General features: G+C 67.0%; 16 protein-coding genes and 2 riboswitches. Of the genes, 4 read left to right on the top strand and 12 right to left on the bottom strand.

The window, feature by feature from the left end:
- Nucleotides 1-5 precede the first annotated feature (5 nt).
- From ACOABP_RS09985 to ahcY, 4 genes are all read right to left on the bottom strand, one after another.
- Nucleotides 6-368 (bottom strand): TfoX/Sxy family protein, encoded by a 363-nt coding sequence (locus ACOABP_RS09985; protein ID WP_474224829.1) that lies wholly within the window; start codon nucleotides 366-368, stop codon nucleotides 6-8.
- Nucleotides 369-372: 4 nt separating this feature from the next.
- Nucleotides 373-1203: a methylenetetrahydrofolate reductase [NAD(P)H] gene (gene metF / locus ACOABP_RS09980; protein WP_066730695.1), complete on the bottom strand. Its 831-nt coding sequence runs from the start codon at nucleotides 1201-1203 to the stop codon at nucleotides 373-375.
- A gap of 46 nt (nucleotides 1204-1249) precedes the next feature.
- Entirely contained in the window at nucleotides 1250-1597 is a 348-nt protein-coding gene (locus ACOABP_RS09975) for a phage holin family protein (protein WP_066730693.1), read from the bottom strand.
- A gap of 140 nt (nucleotides 1598-1737) precedes the next feature.
- Complete coding sequence (gene ahcY, locus ACOABP_RS09970) at nucleotides 1738-3156, bottom strand: adenosylhomocysteinase (protein WP_066730690.1); 1419 nt, start codon at nucleotides 3154-3156, stop codon at nucleotides 1738-1740.
- Between the two features lie 144 nt (nucleotides 3157-3300).
- Nucleotides 3301-3373: riboswitch (S-adenosyl-L-homocysteine riboswitch) on the bottom strand.
- Nucleotides 3374-3474: 101 nt separating this feature from the next.
- Here ahcY and thiD point away from each other — a divergent pair.
- Together thiD and ACOABP_RS09960 are read left to right on the top strand one after the other, a co-directional pair.
- Nucleotides 3475-4305, top strand: coding sequence for a bifunctional hydroxymethylpyrimidine kinase/phosphomethylpyrimidine kinase (gene thiD, locus ACOABP_RS09965; protein ID WP_474224828.1), 831 nt, complete (start codon nucleotides 3475-3477; stop codon nucleotides 4303-4305).
- A gap of 18 nt (nucleotides 4306-4323) precedes the next feature.
- Nucleotides 4324-4788, top strand: a complete 465-nt coding sequence (locus ACOABP_RS09960; RefSeq protein WP_474224826.1) for a PGDYG domain-containing protein — start codon at nucleotides 4324-4326, stop codon at nucleotides 4786-4788.
- Nucleotides 4789-4799: 11 nt separating this feature from the next.
- Here ACOABP_RS09960 and ACOABP_RS09955 read toward each other — a convergent pair whose 3' ends face one another.
- The 7 genes from ACOABP_RS09955 to thiC all read right to left on the bottom strand — a co-directional run bounded on the left by ACOABP_RS09955 (nucleotide 4800) and on the right by thiC (nucleotide 12278).
- On the bottom strand, nucleotides 4800-5285 hold the full coding sequence (locus ACOABP_RS09955) for a PaaI family thioesterase (RefSeq protein WP_474224825.1): 486 nt from the start codon (nucleotides 5283-5285) through the stop codon (nucleotides 4800-4802).
- A 189-nt stretch (nucleotides 5286-5474) separates the two neighbouring features.
- Nucleotides 5475-6643, bottom strand: a protein-coding gene (locus tag ACOABP_RS09950; protein WP_474224667.1) for an IS3 family transposase whose coding sequence is annotated in 2 segments (ribosomal slippage) — nucleotides 5475-6376 and nucleotides 6376-6643 — 1170 coding nt in all. Because the reading frame shifts where the segments join, the coding sequence is not laid out codon by codon here.
- Between the two features lie 191 nt (nucleotides 6644-6834).
- Nucleotides 6835-7965 (bottom strand): thiamine phosphate synthase, encoded by a 1131-nt coding sequence (locus ACOABP_RS09945; RefSeq protein WP_474224823.1) that lies wholly within the window; start codon nucleotides 7963-7965, stop codon nucleotides 6835-6837.
- The gene (locus tag ACOABP_RS09940) at nucleotides 7962-8810 is read right to left on the bottom strand and encodes a thiazole synthase (RefSeq protein WP_474224822.1); all 849 of its coding nucleotides are present in this window, start codon (nucleotides 8808-8810) and stop codon (nucleotides 7962-7964) included. The genes ACOABP_RS09945 and ACOABP_RS09940 overlap by 4 nt, the downstream gene beginning before the upstream one ends.
- Before the next feature lie 8 nt (nucleotides 8811-8818).
- Nucleotides 8819-9016 carry a sulfur carrier protein ThiS gene (gene thiS / locus ACOABP_RS09935; RefSeq protein WP_066730677.1) on the bottom strand — a complete coding sequence of 66 codons (198 nt, stop codon included), beginning with the start codon at nucleotides 9014-9016 and terminating at the stop codon, nucleotides 8819-8821.
- Between the two features lie 12 nt (nucleotides 9017-9028).
- Entirely contained in the window at nucleotides 9029-10237 is a 1209-nt protein-coding gene (locus ACOABP_RS09930) for an FAD-dependent oxidoreductase (RefSeq protein WP_474224821.1), read from the bottom strand.
- Between the two features lie 163 nt (nucleotides 10238-10400).
- Nucleotides 10401-12278, bottom strand: coding sequence for a phosphomethylpyrimidine synthase ThiC (thiC, locus tag ACOABP_RS09925; RefSeq protein WP_474224819.1), 1878 nt, complete (start codon nucleotides 12276-12278; stop codon nucleotides 10401-10403).
- A gap of 125 nt (nucleotides 12279-12403) precedes the next feature.
- A riboswitch (TPP riboswitch) is annotated at nucleotides 12404-12506 on the bottom strand.
- Nucleotides 12507-12681: 175 nt separating this feature from the next.
- Between thiC and ACOABP_RS09920 the strand changes: the two genes are divergently transcribed.
- Together ACOABP_RS09920 and ACOABP_RS09915 are read left to right on the top strand one after the other, a co-directional pair.
- Nucleotides 12682-14385, top strand: coding sequence for an acyl-CoA dehydrogenase family protein (locus ACOABP_RS09920; protein ID WP_474224818.1), 1704 nt, complete (start codon nucleotides 12682-12684; stop codon nucleotides 14383-14385).
- Between the two features lie 176 nt (nucleotides 14386-14561).
- The gene (locus ACOABP_RS09915) at nucleotides 14562-16103 is read left to right on the top strand and encodes a methyl-accepting chemotaxis protein (protein ID WP_474224817.1); all 1542 of its coding nucleotides are present in this window, start codon (nucleotides 14562-14564) and stop codon (nucleotides 16101-16103) included.
- Nucleotides 16104-16183: 80 nt separating this feature from the next.
- Here ACOABP_RS09915 and ACOABP_RS09910 read toward each other — a convergent pair whose 3' ends face one another.
- Nucleotides 16184-17866 carry a GMC family oxidoreductase gene (locus tag ACOABP_RS09910; protein WP_474224816.1) on the bottom strand — a complete coding sequence of 561 codons (1683 nt, stop codon included), beginning with the start codon at nucleotides 17864-17866 and terminating at the stop codon, nucleotides 16184-16186.
- Between the last annotated feature and the right edge of the window lie 101 nt (nucleotides 17867-17967).

The raw sequence follows: 17967 nt of genomic DNA, 5'->3' as shown, positions 1-17967 counted from the left end.
TCCGCCTATCTGGCATTGCCGAGCCGCAGCGCCGCCTCCACCGCCATGCGCGCCCACGGCGTCATGGCCGCTGGCGACTCCAGGCACGCTGCCGGCAGGCTCAGGTAGTGACGCATCGTCACTTCGCGCCGGGCCGACCGATAGCGGAACGGCTCGCTGCCCTCGGCTTCGAACCGGGGCAGCGTGGCGTCGTCCGCCTTCAGGAAGCACTGGCCGCCGCTGACCAGCGCGAACATCAGCCCGTCGTAGAACAGGCCGTGGCCGCCGAACATCCGCCTGGCCGTGACCGGCCCGATGCTGGCCGCCAGCGGTGCCATCAGCTCCAGCAGATGCTCGATGAACGGGTCCGGGCGGCGCGCGGCGGGCATGCGCTCAGAGCTTCAGCCGTTGCCAGATGGCCTTGGTGGCGCCAGCCGTATTCAGCGTGTAGAAGTGCAGGCCGGGCACGTCCGATGCCAGCAGGCGTTCGCACAGCGCCGTCACCACGTCCAGGCCGAACGCGCGGATCGACTCCTTGTCGTCGCCGAACGATTCGAGCCGCTTTGCCACCCAGCGCGGCACTTCGGCGCCGCACATCTCGGAAAAGCGCATCAGCTGCGAGTAGTTGGTGATCGGCATGATGCCCGGCACGATCGGCACTTCCACGCCCATCGCGCGCACGTCGTCGACAAAGCGGAAGTAGGCGTCGGCGTTGAAGAAATACTGCGTGATGGCCGAATTGGCGCCAGCCTTCACCTTGCGCACGAAGTTGTCCAGGTCGTGGCGCGGCGAGCGGGCCTGCGGGTGGTACTCGGGATAGGCGGCCACCTCGATGTTGAACCAGTCGCCTGTCTCCGCGCGGATGAACTCCACCAGTTCGTTGGCGTAGCGGAATTCGCCGATCTCGCCCATGCCCGACGGCATGTCGCCGCGCAGCGCCACGATATGGCGGATGCCGCCGTCGCGATAGGTCTTGAGGATGTCGCGGATGCTCTCGCGCGACGATCCCACGCACGACAGGTGCGGCGCCGCCTCGATGCCCTCGCGCTGGATTTCCAGCACGGCGTCGAGCGTGCCCTGCTGCGTGGTGCCGCCGGCGCCGAACGTTACCGAGATGTACTTCGGCTGCAGCGGAGCCAGCTGGGCGCGCGTGTTGCGCAGTTTCTCGGCGCCCTCCGCCGTCTTGGGCGGGAAGAATTCGAAGCTGTAGTAGCGATCAGTCATGGTTGGCACGCCGCACGCGCGGCGCCCCGAAGAATTTCAGTCGCGCTTAGTCCCGGCCGCCAAGCAATACGCTGGCGAGAATCGTCGAGATCACGCTATAGAGAATCGAGCCAAGCAGCGCGGAGCCAAACCCTGCCACGACAAACCCCTGCAGCAGGTTGCCGACAAACAGGAACAGCAGCGCGTTGATGACGAAGATGAACAGCCCCAGCGTCACCAGCGTCACCGGCAGGGTCAGGATGACCAGGATCGGCCGGATCAGCGTATTGACCAGGCCCAGCACCAGTGCGGCAACCATCGCCGCGCCAAACCCGCGCAGTTCGATACCGCTGATCAGGTAGCTCACCAGGAACAGCGAAGCGGCGTTGATGATCCAGACGGCCAACAGTCTCATTGGGACTCCTTGATATTGGATGACATGGGAACTGCGCGACCTGCCGAAGCCCGCCACGCAGTTGGCTCAACGCCCGCTCCCCGGCCCCTCTCCCGCCAGGCGGGAGAGGGGAGAAAACCATGGGGAGAAACCCGGGCCGATCAGTAGCGGTAGTGGTCGGCCTTGTACGGGCCTTGCTTCTGCACGCCGATGTAGGCCGCCTGCTGCTCGGTCAGTTCGGTCAGCTGCGCGTTCAGCTTCTTCAGTTGCAGGCGCGCCACCTTCTCGTCCAGGTGCTTCGGCAGCGTGTACACGCCCACCGGGTACTTGCCGCTGTCGCGCTCGGCCCACAGTTCGATCTGGGCGATCGTCTGGTTGGCGAACGAACTGCTCATCACGTACGACGGGTGGCCCGTGGCACAGCCCAGGTTCACCAGGCGGCCCTTTGCCAGGATGATGATCTTCTTGCCGTCCGGGAACTTGACGTGGTCCACCTGCGGCTTGATCTCGTCCCATTCGTACTTCTCGACCGAGGCGATGTCGATCTCGTTGTCGAAGTGACCGATGTTGCAGACGATGGCCTGGTCCTTCATCCTGGCCATGTGGTCATGCGTGATCACGTGGTAGTTGCCCGTGCAGGTCACGAAGATGTCGCCGTGCTCGGCGGCGTAGTCCATCGTCACCACGCGGTAACCTTCCATGGCAGCCTGCAGTGCGCAGATCGGGTCGATTTCGGTGACCCACACCTGGGCCGACAGCGCGCGCAGGGCCTGGGCGCTGCCCTTGCCCACGTCGCCGTAGCCCGCCACGATGGCAACCTTGCCGGCGATCATCACGTCGGTGGCGCGCTTGATGCCGTCCACCAGCGATTCGCGGCAGCCGTACAGGTTGTCGAACTTGCTCTTGGTCACCGAGTCGTTCACGTTGATGGCCGGGAACTTCAGTTCGCCGCGCTGGGCCATCTGGTACAGGCGGTGCACGCCCGTGGTGGTTTCCTCGGTCACGCCGCGGATGGCTTCCAGGTTGCGGCTGTACCAGGTGGCGTCCTTGGCCAGCTTTTCCTTGATGGCGGCGAACAGGTAGGTTTCTTCCTCGCTGGTCGGCTTGCTGATCAGCGAAGCATCCTTCTCGGCGCGGGCGCCCAGGTGCAGCAGCAGCGTGGCGTCGCCGCCGTCGTCCAGGATCATGTTCGGCGTGCCGCCGTCGGCCCAGTCGAAGATGCGGTGGGTGAAGTCCCAGTATTCCTTCAGCGACTCGCCCTTGAACGCGAACACCGGCGTGCCCGATGCGGCGATGGCGGCGGCGGCGTGGTCCTGGGTCGAGAAGATGTTGCACGAGGCCCAGCGCACATCGGCGCCCAGTGCCTTGAGCGTCTCGATCAGCACGGCGGTCTGGATCGTCATGTGCAGCGAACCGGCGATGCGGGCGCCCTTGAGCGGCTGCGCGGCGGCGAATTCGTCACGAATGGCCATCAGACCCGGCATTTCGGTCTCGGCGATGGCGATTTCCTTGCGGCCCCAGCCGGCCAGGCCGATATCGGCGATCAGGTAGTCTTGCTTCAGGTCAGTCACAGCGTTCATGTTCACTCCGATGTAAGAGTGGCGCATACGCGGGACGGGAGACGGTTCAGGCCCATGACTTTGGGGCCTGGGGCCACGTCACGGGTTGCCTCCAGTGAGGCCATGACGGGCAGACAGGTCGACTCGCGCCCCGTGCGAACCACGGAACAGCGAGCGCCGTTGAGACATTCCGAGCCTGGCGGATGGCAGGGCATCCGTTGCAACGCTCCTCGGAGTGGCGGTATTGTAGCGTGCCTGTCCGCGCCGAGCGGGCAGAAATACCAGAATTTTTCCCGCTTTTTTGTTTCCGACTGTTCCCGTCCCGTTCCTGCCTTGCACATGCTCCCCACGCCACCTCGCACCCTGACCATCGCCGGTTCCGACTCCGGCGGCGGCGCCGGCATCCAGGCGGACCTGAAGACATTTGCCGCGCTCGGCTGCTTCGGCATGAGCGCGATCACCGCCATCACGGCCCAGAACACGCTGGGCGTCACCGGCGTGCACGCCATTCCGGCCGACATGGTGGCCGCGCAGATCGACGCCGTCGCCAGCGACATCGGCGTGGATGCCGCCAAGACCGGCATGCTCGGCACGGCAGCCATCGTCGAGGCCGTGGCCGGCGCGGTGGACCGGCACGGCATCCGCAAGCTGGTGGTCGACCCGGTCATGATCTCCACCTCTGGCGCCACGCTGTCCGACGACGCCACCAGCCAGGCCATGGTGAAGCTGCTGTTTCCGCGCGCCATGCTGGTCACGCCGAACCTGCCGGAAGCCTCGTACCTGCTGGGGCGCCGCATCGCGCGCCGGGCCGAGATGGAGGCCGCGGCGGCCGACCTGCTTGCCATGGGCTGTCAGGCCGTGCTGCTCAAGGGCGGCCACCTGGAAGACGACGGCCCCGGCGCCACCGGCCTGGACGACCTGCTGATGCTGGCCGATGGCACCACGCGCGTCTACACGCATCCGCGCATCGATACCCCCAACCTGCATGGCACCGGCTGCACGCTGGCGGCGGCCATCGCGTCACAACTGGCGCGCGGCGACGCCCTGCCCGATGCCGTGGGCACCGCGCTGGACTACGTGGCCCGAGCCATCGCGGCCGGCGCGCAACTGCGCCTGGGGGCCGGCAATGGCCCGCTTAACCACAGCTTCGCCCCGCGCCAGCTGGGCTGACCCGGAATCGGATTCGACATGGAAACCCTGAAAGACATCGACCTGCGCGATGACCCCGCCGCGCGCTGGTACGTGAAGGACGAAACCGTGCAGGTGGCATTTGCCGCCGAGCCCGGCGAACTGATCAGCCGCGAAGGGCCGAACCGCTACCTGCGTGCCGATGCCGTCGTGACCGGCGCCACCGGCGACCGCTGGGTGGTGTCGCGCGAGCGCTTCGATGCGCGATACGTGGCCGTGGGTCCGAACACGCACGGTGAAGCCGGCCCGTATCGCAACAAGCCGGTGCCGGTGCTGGTCAAGGAGATGCCGGCCGCCTTTGCGATCGAACGCTCGGCCGGGGGCGATGTGCTGACCGGCAAGCCCGGCGACTGGCTGATGCAATACGCGCCCGGCGACTATGGCATCACCGAGCGCGCAAGGTTCGAGGCGGTCTATCGTCCGACCCAAGGCCCGGCGGACCCTGCGGACGATCCGGCAGCTTGATTCCCGCCGGCTTAGTTCCCGCCGGCCAGCTGCACCAGCTTGAACGACGCGCGGGCCACGCAGCAGACGGTACCCGACGCGTCGCGGGCCTCGCCTTCGCAGAAGGCAATCTTGGCGCCCCGGCGCAGGACGCGCGCCTCGAACGTCAGCTCGCCGCGCGCGGCGGCCAGGAAATGCGTGGACATGTCGATCGTGATCACACCCACATCCAGCGGGGCATGCGAGCGCGCCGCACCGCTCAGGGTGAAGTCGAGCACGGCCATCAGCGTGCCGCCATGCACGTCACCACGGCTGTTCACCACGTTCGGGCTGGCCGGCAGACGCGTACGGCATAGCCCTTCCTCCATATGCACCGGCTGCAGGCCCAGCAGGCGCATCAGCGGAATCTCGATACCGAAATAGGGCTTGTCGGGGGTGCCCGGGGCGGCGGGGATGATCTCGTTCACTGCTGTTTCCTCTCTGCGGGTTCCGTTCCGTAGTGCGGAACCTCTATCCATTGGTGACTGGATGGAGAGGATATGCGGATTGGCGGGATACGACCAGCCAGAGTGGCCGGTCAGCGCCCAAACTGTGAGCGTTTGAGACGCCCGGCCCTCTCCCCCGGCCCCTCTCCCGCATGGCGGGAGAGGGGAGCCAACCAGCAGCCTTTGCGCTGCCCCGGGGGTTCTTGTAGTGGTCAAGTTTTTTCAGACAGGTATTAGGGTGGTCTGTTGGAACTTGTCCTCGTAGTCTGTTGGCGACGTGTAGCCCAGTGTCGAATGCAAGCGCACCGGGTTGTAGAAACCCACGATGTACTGCGTGATGTCGCGCCGGGCTTCGGCCCGGTCGACGTACCGCCTCTGCCAGACGCGCTCCATCTTCAGGTTCAGGAAGAAGCGTTCTGCTACAGCGTTATCCCAGCAATCGCCGGCCCGGCTCATGCTGCAAACCAGGCCGTGGCGCGCCAGCAATCCCTGGTACTCCTCGCTTGCATACTGGCTGCCCCGGTCCGAATGCACTATCAGTCCGGGCGCCGGATTGCGCTGCAGGATGGCCATCTTCAAGGCCGACGCCACCAGCGCGGCGGGCATGGCCGCTGCGCTGGCCCAGCCCACTACCTTGCGCGAATACAGGTCCAACACCACCGCCAGATACAACCAGCCTTCCCCCGTGCGCACATACGTGATGTCCGACACCCAGGCCCGGTTGGGCTGTGCGGGCCTGAACTGCCTGCTCAGCACGTTCGGCGCCACCGGCCTGCCATGCCGGCTGTCAGTCGTCGCCACGAACTTGCGCTTCCACACCGGGTGCAGATTCTCCTGGCGCATCAGCGTGCGGGCCCGATAGCGCCCGATCTTCACCCCCTGCCTGTCCAAATCCTGCGCCACGCGCCGGCTGCCGTAGGTACGTCCGCTGGCCTCGAACGCCGCCCGCACATACACCGCCTGCCGCAAGGCCTTCTCCTTGGTGGCAGGCTCTCGCCCGGCCGCGTAATACCCCGCCCGGCTCACGCCCAGCACCCGGCATGCCCGACTGATGGCGATCGCCTCCTTCTGCAATCCGCTAACCACTCGATAGATCACTTGAGTTCGCGGGCGAAGAAGGCCGATGCCTTTTTTAGGATCAGGTTGTCCTCCTTCAGGCGGCGGTTTTCCTCTTCGAGCTGGCGAATGCGCTGCTGCTCAGGCGTCAGCGGCTTGCCCACTCCCTTGCCGCCAGCCACTTCAAGGTCGTACTGGACCAGCCAGCGCCGTAAGGCGGTCTCGCCAATCGCCATCGTGTGGCAAACCTCGGCGACCGATAGGCCCTGATCCCGGATCATCCGGACTACCTCCAGCTTGAAGGCAGCGTCAAACTTGCGGCGTTGCTTTGTCATGTCGTCTTTCCTCGTCGATCGTGATTTTCCACCTATCGACCTGTCTGAGGAAATTGGACCACTACACTTCCCTCTCCCGCTGGCGAGAGAGGGGAGCAAACCAGCAGCCTTTGCGATGCCCTGGGGGTTCTCCCCTCTCCCGCTGGCGGGAGAGGGGCGGGGGAGAGGGCGGGCCGTGCAACCGGCGACGGTCAGGCAAACAGCGCGTTGAGGCCGGCCACCGCCGTCGGCACGTCGCCAGCCTCGGTAATGGCCCGCACCACGGCGGCGCTGCCCACGCCGACATCGAGCACTTCGCGCATATTGCCGGCGTTCACGCCGCCAATGCCCACCAGCGACGGAATCACCGGTTTCATCAGCGTCACATACGACTGGAAGCGGCCCATGCCCTGCGGCTGGGTCGGCATGATCTTGGTCGTGGTCGGGAAAATCGCGCCCAGCGCCAGGTAGCTCGGCCGGATCGCCGCCACACGCAGCATTTCGGCGTAGCCGTGCGTGGACACGCCCAGGCGCAGGCCCGATGCGCGGATGGCATCGAGGTCGGCTTCGTCCAGGTCTTCCTGACCCAGGTGGATGCCATAGATACCGCTGTCGCCGCCACAAGCCGCGTGATGGTCGACCGCCACGCGCCAGTGGTCGTTGATGAACAGGCGCGACTTCGAGCCCTTGGCCGCGTTGGCCGCCCGCACCACTTCGGCCTTCACCTCGGCGGCATCGTCGGACTTGAAGCGCAGCTGCACGGTTGGCACCTGCAGTGGCACCAGCTGCTCGATCCAGTCGGCGCTGGGCATGACCGCATACAGGCCCAGATCGGGCGGGCACGGCGCGAAGGCCGGCGCCGGCTGGTCAGGCGAGACCAGCGCGGCATGGCGCACGCGTGGAAAGCGCGCGAAATCGCCAGGCCAGGCGGTGCTGCCCGCCGCCCAGGCACGGGCGATGCACAGCGCGTCGTGCGCGGGGAAATGCAGCGACAGCGCCGCCGCCAGCACCGCCACGAAGCCGGGCGAGTGCGCGGATTCGTCGTCGGCCTGCGAATCGAGCACCCAGGTGCCCATCGGCGAGCGCACGGTGTCGATCCAGCGGCCGCCTTCGCGCTCCGACACGATCAGCACGGCATTGGCGGCCGCCACGCAATCGATGACGTCGGCGGCGGCTTCGCCATCCGACAGCACCACGTCGTGCCGGCCCAGCGTGGCCGGCGCGTTCGCCAGCGGCCATACCTGCCACGGCGTCTCGTCGCGGCCAAACATCGCGGCAAAGCGCCGCATCAGGTCTTCGAACAGTGCGACGTCGATGGCCGCGGCAACACCCTGGCGCGTCATGCGCGGTCCTCCGCGCCTTCGGCGTGCCAGAACGGCATGCCCACTACCGGCGTGCTGGCCTGCGCCACCTCGCGCTCGGGCATCGGGCCGGCCAGGTACGCGGTACGGCCGGCGTCCACGGCCAGCGCAAACGCGCGCGCCATGTTCACCGGATACGCGGCCTGTGCCACGGCAGTGTTCAGCAACACGCCGTCGTAGCCCCATTCCAGCACCTGCGCCGCATGCGACGGCAGGCCCAGGCCGGCATCGACGATCAACGGCGTATCGGGCAGGCGGTCGCGCAGCGTGCGCATGGCGTGCGGATTCACCGCGCCACGGCCGGTGCCGATCGGTGCCGCCCAGGGCATCAGCGCCTGGCAGCCTACGTCAAGCAGGCGGCGGCACAGCACCAGGTCCTCGGTGCAGTACGGCAGCACCTTGAAGCCTTCCTTGATCAGCGTCTCCGCCACGGCGGGCAGGTTCAGCGTATCGGGCTGCAGCGTGTAGTCGTCGCCGATCAGTTCCAGCTTGATCCAGTCGGTCTCGAAGACCTCGCGCGCCATCATCGCGGTGGTGATGACTTCCTGCGCGGTGAAGCAGCCGGCGGTATTGGGCAGCACCGGCACGCCCAGCGTGCGCAGCATCTGCCAGAAGGTGTCGCCGCCCAGCGTCTGGCCGTCGCCCTGGCCCACGGCGGTCTGGCGGCGCAGCGCCACGGTGATCATGGCCGGGTGCGAGGCCTCCACGGCCGCCTGCAGCGTGGCCGGCGACGGATAGCGCGCGGTGCCCAGCAACAGGCGCGAATCGAAGGATTCGCCGTACAGCACGAACGGGTCGCGCAGGGTTTCAGCAGGTTCGAATGTCATGGCTGTGCTTAGCCTCCCGTTACGGGTTGCACGAGGTCAATCTGGTCGCCCGCATTGAGCGACGTGGCCGCATGCGCGGCGCGCGGGACGAACTGGCCGTTCACCGCAGCCGCGAACGGCGGCACGATGGCCGCGGCGGTCACGGCATCCGCCAGCGTGGCGGCGTCCGACAACTCCAGCGGTTGGCCATTGAGCAGGATTTGCATGATGAATATCGGTTAGTGCAGCGTGCCACCGGCATCGGCCAGCACGTTCGGCGCGATCTGGGCGGACTCGCTCATGGGCGCGATCATGCCGGGCCAGCGCAGCGCGGCCGGCACGGCATGGGCGGCAGGGTCGCCGTCGAGCATCGCGCGGACGACGTGGCACGCGGCCTCGGTCACCGCCGGCGCGATCAGCCAGCCATGGCGGTACAGGCCGTTCACGCGCACCACGCGCGACTGCTGGTCCACGCGGATCGCGGGCAGGTGGTCGGGGCGCGTCGGGCGACGCTGTACGTTCAGTTCCAGCACGCGCGCCTCGCCAAAGGCGGGATGCAGCGAGTGCGCCGCCGAGAGCAGCTCCAGCGCGGAGCGCACGCTCATCGGCGAATCATCCTCGCTTTCGATTTCGGTGGCGCCGATCACGTAGAGGTCGTTCGGCTTCGGCGCGATATAGATCGGGTAGCGCGGATGCAGCAGGCGCACCGGCCGGTGCAGCTTCACGTCAGGCGCATGCACGCGCACCACTTCGCCACGCAGGCCGCGCAGGCCCGGCAGCGCCCGGCCTTGCGGGCCGGCGGCGTCGGTCCACGCCGCACGGGCGCCAAGGCCGCGGCAATCGAGCACGACACCGGCCTGGATACCCAGCGCGGGCAGCGCTTCGGCGTCGATCTCGCCCGCTTCCCACACGCAGTGCAGGCCTTCCTCGATGGAGCACGACAGCAGCGCGCGCATCGCGCCACGGTTGTCGAGCTGGCCTTCGCCCTGCAGCAGCAGGCCTTGCGGGAAACGCCCGGCCAGCGCGGGCTCGATCTGGCCCACGCCATTGCCGTCCAGCGCGCGCAGGCGCGCCTGCACCAGGTCGGGCGGCGCCACGGCGCGCATGCGTCCGGTGAACAGCGACACCTCGCTGCGGTCCCGCGCATGCCACACCACCAGCGTGCCATCTTCCTGGAAGAACACAGGCTCGGGCAACTCCTGGATCCAGGTGCGCCACAGGTCGACGCTGGCGATGCCAAGGTCGACGATTCGCCGTTCAGCAATGGCCGATTCGGCCAGCGGCGCCAGCATGGCCGCGGCCACGTGCGCGGCCGAGCCGCTGCCATCGGGGCCGCCACGCTCCACCAGGGCCACGCGGGCGCCTGCGCGCACCAGCTGCCAGGCGGACAAACGCCCGGCCAGGCCGGCGCCAAGAATGGCGACATCGAAGGACTGTACTGCTGTCATGGGCTTGTATGCCGGCGGCATTGGCCAAGTGAGTGGCGCCGACCGGCCTCCTGTTCGGTGAATACCGCCGCGCCGCGTGGGGGCGCCGCGCGCGGGACTCTGGGTGCTACGGGTACTGCCGGGCGGCGCCGCGTGGGCGGCCGCCCGTCCTGCAAGACAACGCTTACGAGTAGATCTTCGAGCCCGACTTCACGAACTCGATCGACTTCTCTTCCATCCCCTTCTGGGCCGCCGGCAGCGATGCCGCGTAGTCGCGCACTTCCTGCGTGATCTTCATCGAGCAGAACTTCGGCCCGCACATCGAGCAGAAGTGGGCGATCTTGGCGCCTTCGGCCGGCAGCGTGGCATCGTGGAACGAACGCGCGCGCTCCGGATCGAGGCCCAGGTTGAACTGGTCTTCCCAGCGGAACTCGAAACGTGCCTTGGACAGCGCATTATCGCGCAACTGCGCGCCGGGCCAGCCCTTTGCCAGGTCGGCGGCATGGGCGGCGATCTTGTACGTGATGATGCCTTCGCGCACGTCTTCCTTGTCCGGCAGGCCCAGGTGTTCCTTCGGCGTGACGTAGCACAGCATGGCCGTACCCATCCAGCCGATATTGGCGGCACCGATGCCGCTGGTGATGTGGTCGTAGCCCGGCGCGATGTCGGTGACCAGCGGTCCCAGCGTGTAGAACGGGGCTTCGTAGCAGTGCTTCAGTTCCTCGTCCATGTTGGCCTGGATGCGCTGCAGCGGCACGTGGCCCGGGCCTTCGATCATCACCTGCACGTCGTGCTCCCACGCCTTGGCGGTCAGCTCGCCCAGCGTGCGCAGTTCGCCGAACTGGGCATCGTCGTTCGAATCGGCGATGCAACCCGGACGCAGGCCGTCACCAAGGCTGAACGACACGTCGTACGCCTTCATGATTTCGCAGATCTCGTCGAAGTGCGTGTACAGGAAGTTTTCCTTGTGGTGCGCCAGGCACCACTTGGCCATGATCGAGCCGCCGCGCGACACGATGCCGGTCACGCGGTCTGCCGTCATCGGCACGTAGCGCAGCAGCACGCCGGCGTGGATCGTGAAGTAGTCCACGCCCTGCTCGGCCTGCTCGATCAGCGTGTCGCGGAACATTTCCCAGGTCAGGTCCTCGGCGATGCCGCCGGTCTTGTCCAGCGCCTGGTAGATCGGCACCGTGCCGATAGGTACCGGCGAGTTGCGCAGGATCCATTCACGGGTTTCGTGGATGTGCTTGCCGGTGGACAGGTCCATGATGGTGTCGGCGCCCCAGCGGATCGACCAGACCATCTTTTCCACTTCCTCGGCCAGCGACGACGTCACCGCCGAATTGCCCAGGTTGCCGTTGATCTTCACGCGGAAGTTGCGGCCGATGGCCATCGGCTCCAGTTCCGTGTGGTTGATGTTGGCGGGGATGATCGCGCGGCCGGCGGCCACTTCGCGACGCACGAATTCCGGCGTCATGTCTTCCGGACGCAGCGGCAGCGCGGCACCCAGCGCGTTGCCCGGGTGCTGGCGCAGCAGCGCCTTGTACTCGGGCTTGTCGTACAGCGCCTGCAGGTTCAGCGATTCGCGCAGCGCCACGTATTCCATCTCGGGCGTGATGATGCCCTTGCGTGCGTAGTGCATCTGCGACACGTTGGCACCGGCCCTGGCACGGCGCGGGTTGGTCAGCTGGGCAAAACGCAGGTGTGCCGTGGCGGGGTCGTTGGCGCGTGCCAGTCCGTACTCGGACGACAGGCCCGACAGCATTTCGGTGTCGTTGCGCTCTTCGATCCACTTGGCGCGCACGGGCGGCAAGCCGGCCTTCAGGTCGATATGCACGTCGGGGTCGCTGTACGGGCCCGAGGTGTCGTAGACGGGGATCGGCGGATTCGCCATCTCGCCCTTTTCGGTACGCGTGGCGGTCTGCAGGATCGTGCGCAGCGGCACACGGATATCGGGGCGGCTGCCGGTCAGGTAGGTCTTGCTGGAAGCCGGATAGGCGAATTTCTGGTCGAGATCGCTTTCCAGCGACTCAAACGATGCGGCGGGGGCAGTACGGGCCATGGGTGTCGTCCTCTCTCTTGCGGGGATGGACGAAACCAGGAGCCCTGTGAGCCGGCCTGCCCGGCATGGCCGGCGGCGGCGTCCCGTTGCGGAAAAAAGCGGTTTTCCCGCGGGACAAGAGGCAAATCGGTTTTTGTGAAACTTCCCACGCCGGTACTAGCCGGATCGGGTTCGAAGGGACTCTCTCAGCGCGCCCGGCCCATCCGGACGGCACCCCTGTTTCATCCAACGGGGTGAATTTAAGCACAAGCCCAAGCCCCGCGCCACCCGAAATTCGGTTCGAGGTGTCGTGCCTCACGGTATCGGAATCATGGTGCCTTGCAGCATTGCGAACGGAGAAGTTGCCGTACCATGGCCGCAGCCCGCCGAAGTGCCGAGAAGCATTGCCGCCCCAGGAGATGCCATGACCGCCACACCCGCCGCCGACGTTGATCACGCGCAAATTGCGCAAGCCGCACAAACCCATGGCGTGTTCAACCAGGTGCCCGACCTTGCCCACTACAACCTGTTCGACACCGACCCCGGCCTGCGTACCGCGCTGGACCGGCTGGGCGGCACCTGGCACGCCGATGCGCTGTCGGGCTACGGCGCCCGGCTTGGCGACCCCGAGGTACAGGCCTGGGCCGCCGATGCGAACCGCCTGACGCCGGAGCTGCACACGCACAGCCGCACCGGCGAACGGATCGACCAGGTGCAGTTCCACCCCGCCTGGCACCACCTGCTGGCCCTGCTGCGCAGCCAGCAGCTGCAGGCCCTGCCCTTTGCGCAACCGCGCCCCGGCGCGTGGGTGGCGCGCACGGCCGGCTATTTCCTGCAGGCCCAGGTGGAGTCCGGTTCGCTGTGCCCCACCACCATGACGTTCGCCAGCATCCCGGTGCTGAGCAAGGAGCTGGCGCTCTATCGCGATCTGCAGGCGCGGCTGTTCTCGACCGAGCACGATCCGCGCGACCTGCCGTGGCGCGACAAGACCGCCGTGATGATCGGCATGGGCATGACAGAGAAACAGGGCGGCTCCGACGTCCGCGCCAACACCACGGTGGCCTTCCCGGTGCGCGGCGAAGGCCGTGGCGCCGAGTACGCGCTGACCGGACACAAATGGTTTTTCTCGGCGCCGATGTGCGATGCCCACCTGGTGGTGGCGCGCATGGGCGCGGCCGATGGTCCCCTGTCGTGCTTTTTCGTGCCGCGCTTCCGCGACGACGGCAGCAAGAATCCGATCCAGATCCAGCGGCTCAAGGACAAGCTGGGCAACAAGTCCAATTCCAGCAGCGAGGTGGAGTTCCGGGGCGCCACCGGCATCCTGATCGGCGACGAAGGACGCGGCATTCCCACCATCATCGAGATGGCCACCAATACCCGGCTCGACTGCGTGATCGGCAGCGCCGCACTGCTGCGCGCGGCGCTGGTGCAGGCGCTGCATCACGCGCGACACCGCATGGCATTCGGCCGGCTGCTGGCCGACCAGCCGCTGATGCGCAATGTGCTGGCCGATCTGGCATTGGAATCCGAGGCAGCCACGCAGATGATGATGGCGCTGGCGCACGCATTCGAGCAATCCGACCACGACCCCCAGGCCGCCGCCTGGAAGCGCGTGATGACCCCCGCCGCCAAGTTCTGGATCTGCAAACGTGCGCTGGAAGCCACTGGCGAGGCGATGGAGGTCTGGGGCGGCAACGGCTATGTCGAGGAAGGCCCGATGGCGCGGCTGTATCGCGAGGCACCCGTCAATTCGATCTGGGAGGGCTCGGGCAACATCATGTGCCTGGACGTGCTGCGCGCGCTGCAACGCAATCCCGACGATGGCGCGCGCATCCTGCAGGACCTGGCGCGGCTCTCGAACGGCCATGCCGCCGTGCGTGCGGAGCTTGCATCACTTCAGGCGATGCTGCATGGCCCGGCCGATACGCTCGAAGCCAGTGCGCGCCGCTTTGCGCAGGGCCTGGTGCTGACCGCGCAGGCCGCGCTGATGATCGCCCATGCGCATCCGGAATCGGCCGAACAGTTCGTGGCAAGCCGCCTGGGTCGCCAGCATGGCCGCGTGTTTGGCACGCTGGATGCCGATATCGTCACCCTGGGCCGTATCACGGGGCGCGCCTGGCCCACCTGATACTTATAGTGTGCGGACATCGCACATTGCGTGTTGCGAGGCATATCCCCCACCTTCAGGGGATATGGCATGTGCCGTAAACGTTGTGGCGACGGGCTCCGGCTCGCCTGCGAAAACCTCCCAAGTCGTCACAACGGACGGTCCACGCCAAGTAACGTGGCCGCCATGCCACCCCCATGAATATCAGCAAACGTCTGCTTCTTACGCTGTCCCTCGCATTACTCGCGCTACTTTTCGTTGGCCTCGGCGGTATATGGCAACTGTCCAAGGCCGAGGACCGTTTCGAGTATTTCAACGACAACACGCTTGCCAGCGTGCGTGACCTGAACACCGCCAGCAATGCGTTCGCCATGACACGCGTGGCCCTGTACCGCCACGCGCTGGCCGAAGACAAGGCCGCCCAGGCCGAAGCCGATGCGGCGCTGGAAAAGTCGCTCAAGCGTTTCGATGACCTGATGGCGAAATACGAGCGCGAGGACATCTCCGACGATTCGGATCGCAAGCTGCTCGAAGCCGATCGCGCGGCGGCCCAGCAGTTTCGTGGCCTGATTCCGGCATTCCTGGAGCGTTCGCGCGCCGATGACCGGGCCGCCACGCTGCAAATGCTGTCGTCGGGCGACCTGAACAAGGTCTCCAGCATCGTGCGCAAGTCCCTGGACGAGCACCTGGACTACAACACGAAGCTTGGCGAGCAGGCCGTGGCCTTCAACAAGGCGCAGTACCACACGTCCGTGCGCGTATTCATCATCGTCATCCTGGTAGCCATCGGGCTGACCGGCTTCCTGGCTTTCGGCCTGTACCAGCGCATCCGCACCAGCCTGGACGAGATCCAGGGCACGCTGGAGCACGTCAGCAAGACGCTCGACCTCGATCACCGCGCGCCGGTTGATCGTCTCGACGAGATCGGCCTGACCGCCCAGTCGTTCAACGCGCTGATCGACCGCGTGGCAGGCACGCTGCGCGAAGTGCGCCGCTCCACCGATTCGGTGAGCGTGGCCGCGGCGCAGATTGCCGCCGGCAACGTCGACCTGTCGTCGCGCACCGAAGAGCAGGCCGCATCGCTGGAAGAAACGGCGTCGAGCATGGAACAGCTCACCGCCACCGTGCGCCAGAACGCCGAGAACGCCCGCCAGGCATCGACGCTGGCATCGAACGCCGCGCTGGTGGCCGATGAAGGCAACCAGTCGGTGCAGCAGATGGTGGGCACGATGGGTGCCATCAGCAGCAGCTCCGAGCGTATCGCCGAGATCACCAACCTGATCGAAGGCATCGCCTTCCAGACCAACATCCTGGCGCTGAACGCGGCCGTGGAAGCGGCGCGTGCCGGCGAGCAGGGCCGCGGCTTTGCGGTGGTGGCCGGCGAGGTGCGCAGCCTGGCGCAACGTTCGTCGAGCGCGGCCAAGGAAATCAAGGAACTGATCGAGGCATCGGTCGACACGGTGCGCACCGGCTCCGGCCAGGCCGAGGAAGTAGGCAAGACGATGACCGATATCCGCCAGGCCGTGAAGCGCGTGTCGGACATCATCGCCGAAATCTCGGCGGCCTCGCAGGAGCAGAGCGCCGGCATCGAGCAGGTGGGTCACGCCGTGGGCCAGATGGACCAGGTCACGCAGCAGAACGCCGCGCTGGTGGAAGAAGCCGCTGCCGCCGCCCAGTCGCTGGACGAACAGGCCGGCCGCCTGCGCGACATGGTGGGCCAGTTCCAGATGCGCGGTTAAGCCTGGGCGTAAGTGGTGCCTGGCTCCCGTCTTCCGCCACGCGGGAGACGGGAGCCAGCAATACGCGGGTCGCGCCAGACTCAGTCCGCCACCGCCGCCTCCCGGATCCGCAGCGTCACATGCGGCGCGTAGCGGATCAGGTCGTGGGCGCGCTCCCCGATCATGATCGCCGGCGCATTGGTATTGCCGCCAACCAGCGTCGGCATGATCGATGCATCCACCACCCGCAGCCCCTCCACGCCACGCACCCGCAGTTGCGGGTCCACCACGGCCAGCGCATCCATGCCCATGCGGCACGTGCCCACCGGGTGATAGATCGTGTCCGCATGCCGGCGAATCAGCGCGCGCGCCGCGTCATCGTCGCTGCCGTCGAGCCGCAAGGCCTCCGAGTACAGTTCGCGCCCGCCGAAGACCGCCAGCGGCGCCTGCATGAAGATCCGCCGCACGATGCGCAGGCCTTCCAGCATCGATTCCATGTCTTGCGGATCGGACAGGTAGCGCGGATCGATGCGCGGCGCTTCCCGCATGTCGGCCGATGCCAGCCTGACCTCGCCACGGCTGCGCGGGCGCAGCACGCAGACATGGCACGAATAGCCATGCCCAAGATTGATGCGCCGCATATGGTTGTCCGCCATCCCGACCACGAAGTGCAGTTGCAGGTCGGGTTCGGCCAGGTCCGGACGGCTGCGCACGAACGCGCCCGCCTCGGCAAAATTCGACGTCATCATGCCGGTCCGCTCGCGCCGGTAGCGCAGGTACTCGGCCACGATGCGCCTTGCCCCTCCCAGCGAAATGCCGAACAGGTCGGACGCCGCCACGCGCTTGTGGAGGATGATGTCGAGATGATCCTGGAGGTTGCCGCCGACGCCGGGCAGGTCATGCACCACATCGATACCGTGCTCGCGCAGATGGCCGGCCGGGCCAACGCCTGACGCCATCAGCAACTGGGGCGATCCGAACGCCCCGGCCGACACGATCACTTCGCGGCGCGCCCGCAGCATGATTTCCTGGCCATCGCGCCAGGCCAGCACGCCCACGGCGCGGCGCTTTTCGAACACGATGCGCAATACCTGCGTGCCGGTCATCACATGCAGATGGCCGCGGCCGCCATTGCAGTTGCGGTCCCGGGCATTGCCGCCGTGCAGGTAGGCGCGCGCGGCGTTCCAGCGCTCGCCATTGTGCTGCGTGACCTGATACCAGCCCACGCCTTCCTGCTCCTCGCCGTTGAAATCGTCGTTGCGCACGATGCCCGCATGCTGCGCGGCATCGATGAAATGCTGGCCGAACGGGTTCGGCGAACGCAGGTCGCTGACGTGCAGGGGGCCGGTGCCGCCGTGCAGCGGATCGTCGTCATGGCCGGCCACGCGTTCATTGCACTCGGCGCGGCGGAAGTACGGCAGCACATCGTCCCACGACCAGCCGTCGCAGCCGGCGACGGCCCAGCCATCGTAGTCGGCAGGCCGTCCGCGCATATAGATCATGGCGTTGATCGACGACGACCCGCCCAGGCCGCGCCCGCGTGGCTGATATCCGCGCCTGCCGTCCAGTCCGGGCTGGGGCGCGGTCAGGTAGCCGTAGTTGCGCGCGCCGGCACGCGGCAGCATGGCCGCGCAGCCGGCAGGTGTGCGTACCAGCACATGATGGTCATGGGCGCCGGTTTCCAGCAGCGCAATGGTGTCGTTGCCGCTGTCGGCCAGCCGCCCCGCCAGCGCACAGCCTGCCGAGCCCGCGCCCACGACGAGATAGTCAAAGGTGGTTTCCATCTGTCTCCTCGCGTGTCCGGTGCCGGTCCATTCCCCGGCGGACGTCCCGCCGCGAAAGTCCAGTGTAGGCGCTGCCGCCGGGGTGGTGAAGCGGGGCAGGC

This window comes from Cupriavidus sp. HE11, assembly GCF_056097175.1.
The sequence above is the reverse complement of the archived record's forward strand: the minus strand, read 5'-3'. Positions and strand labels throughout refer to the sequence as shown.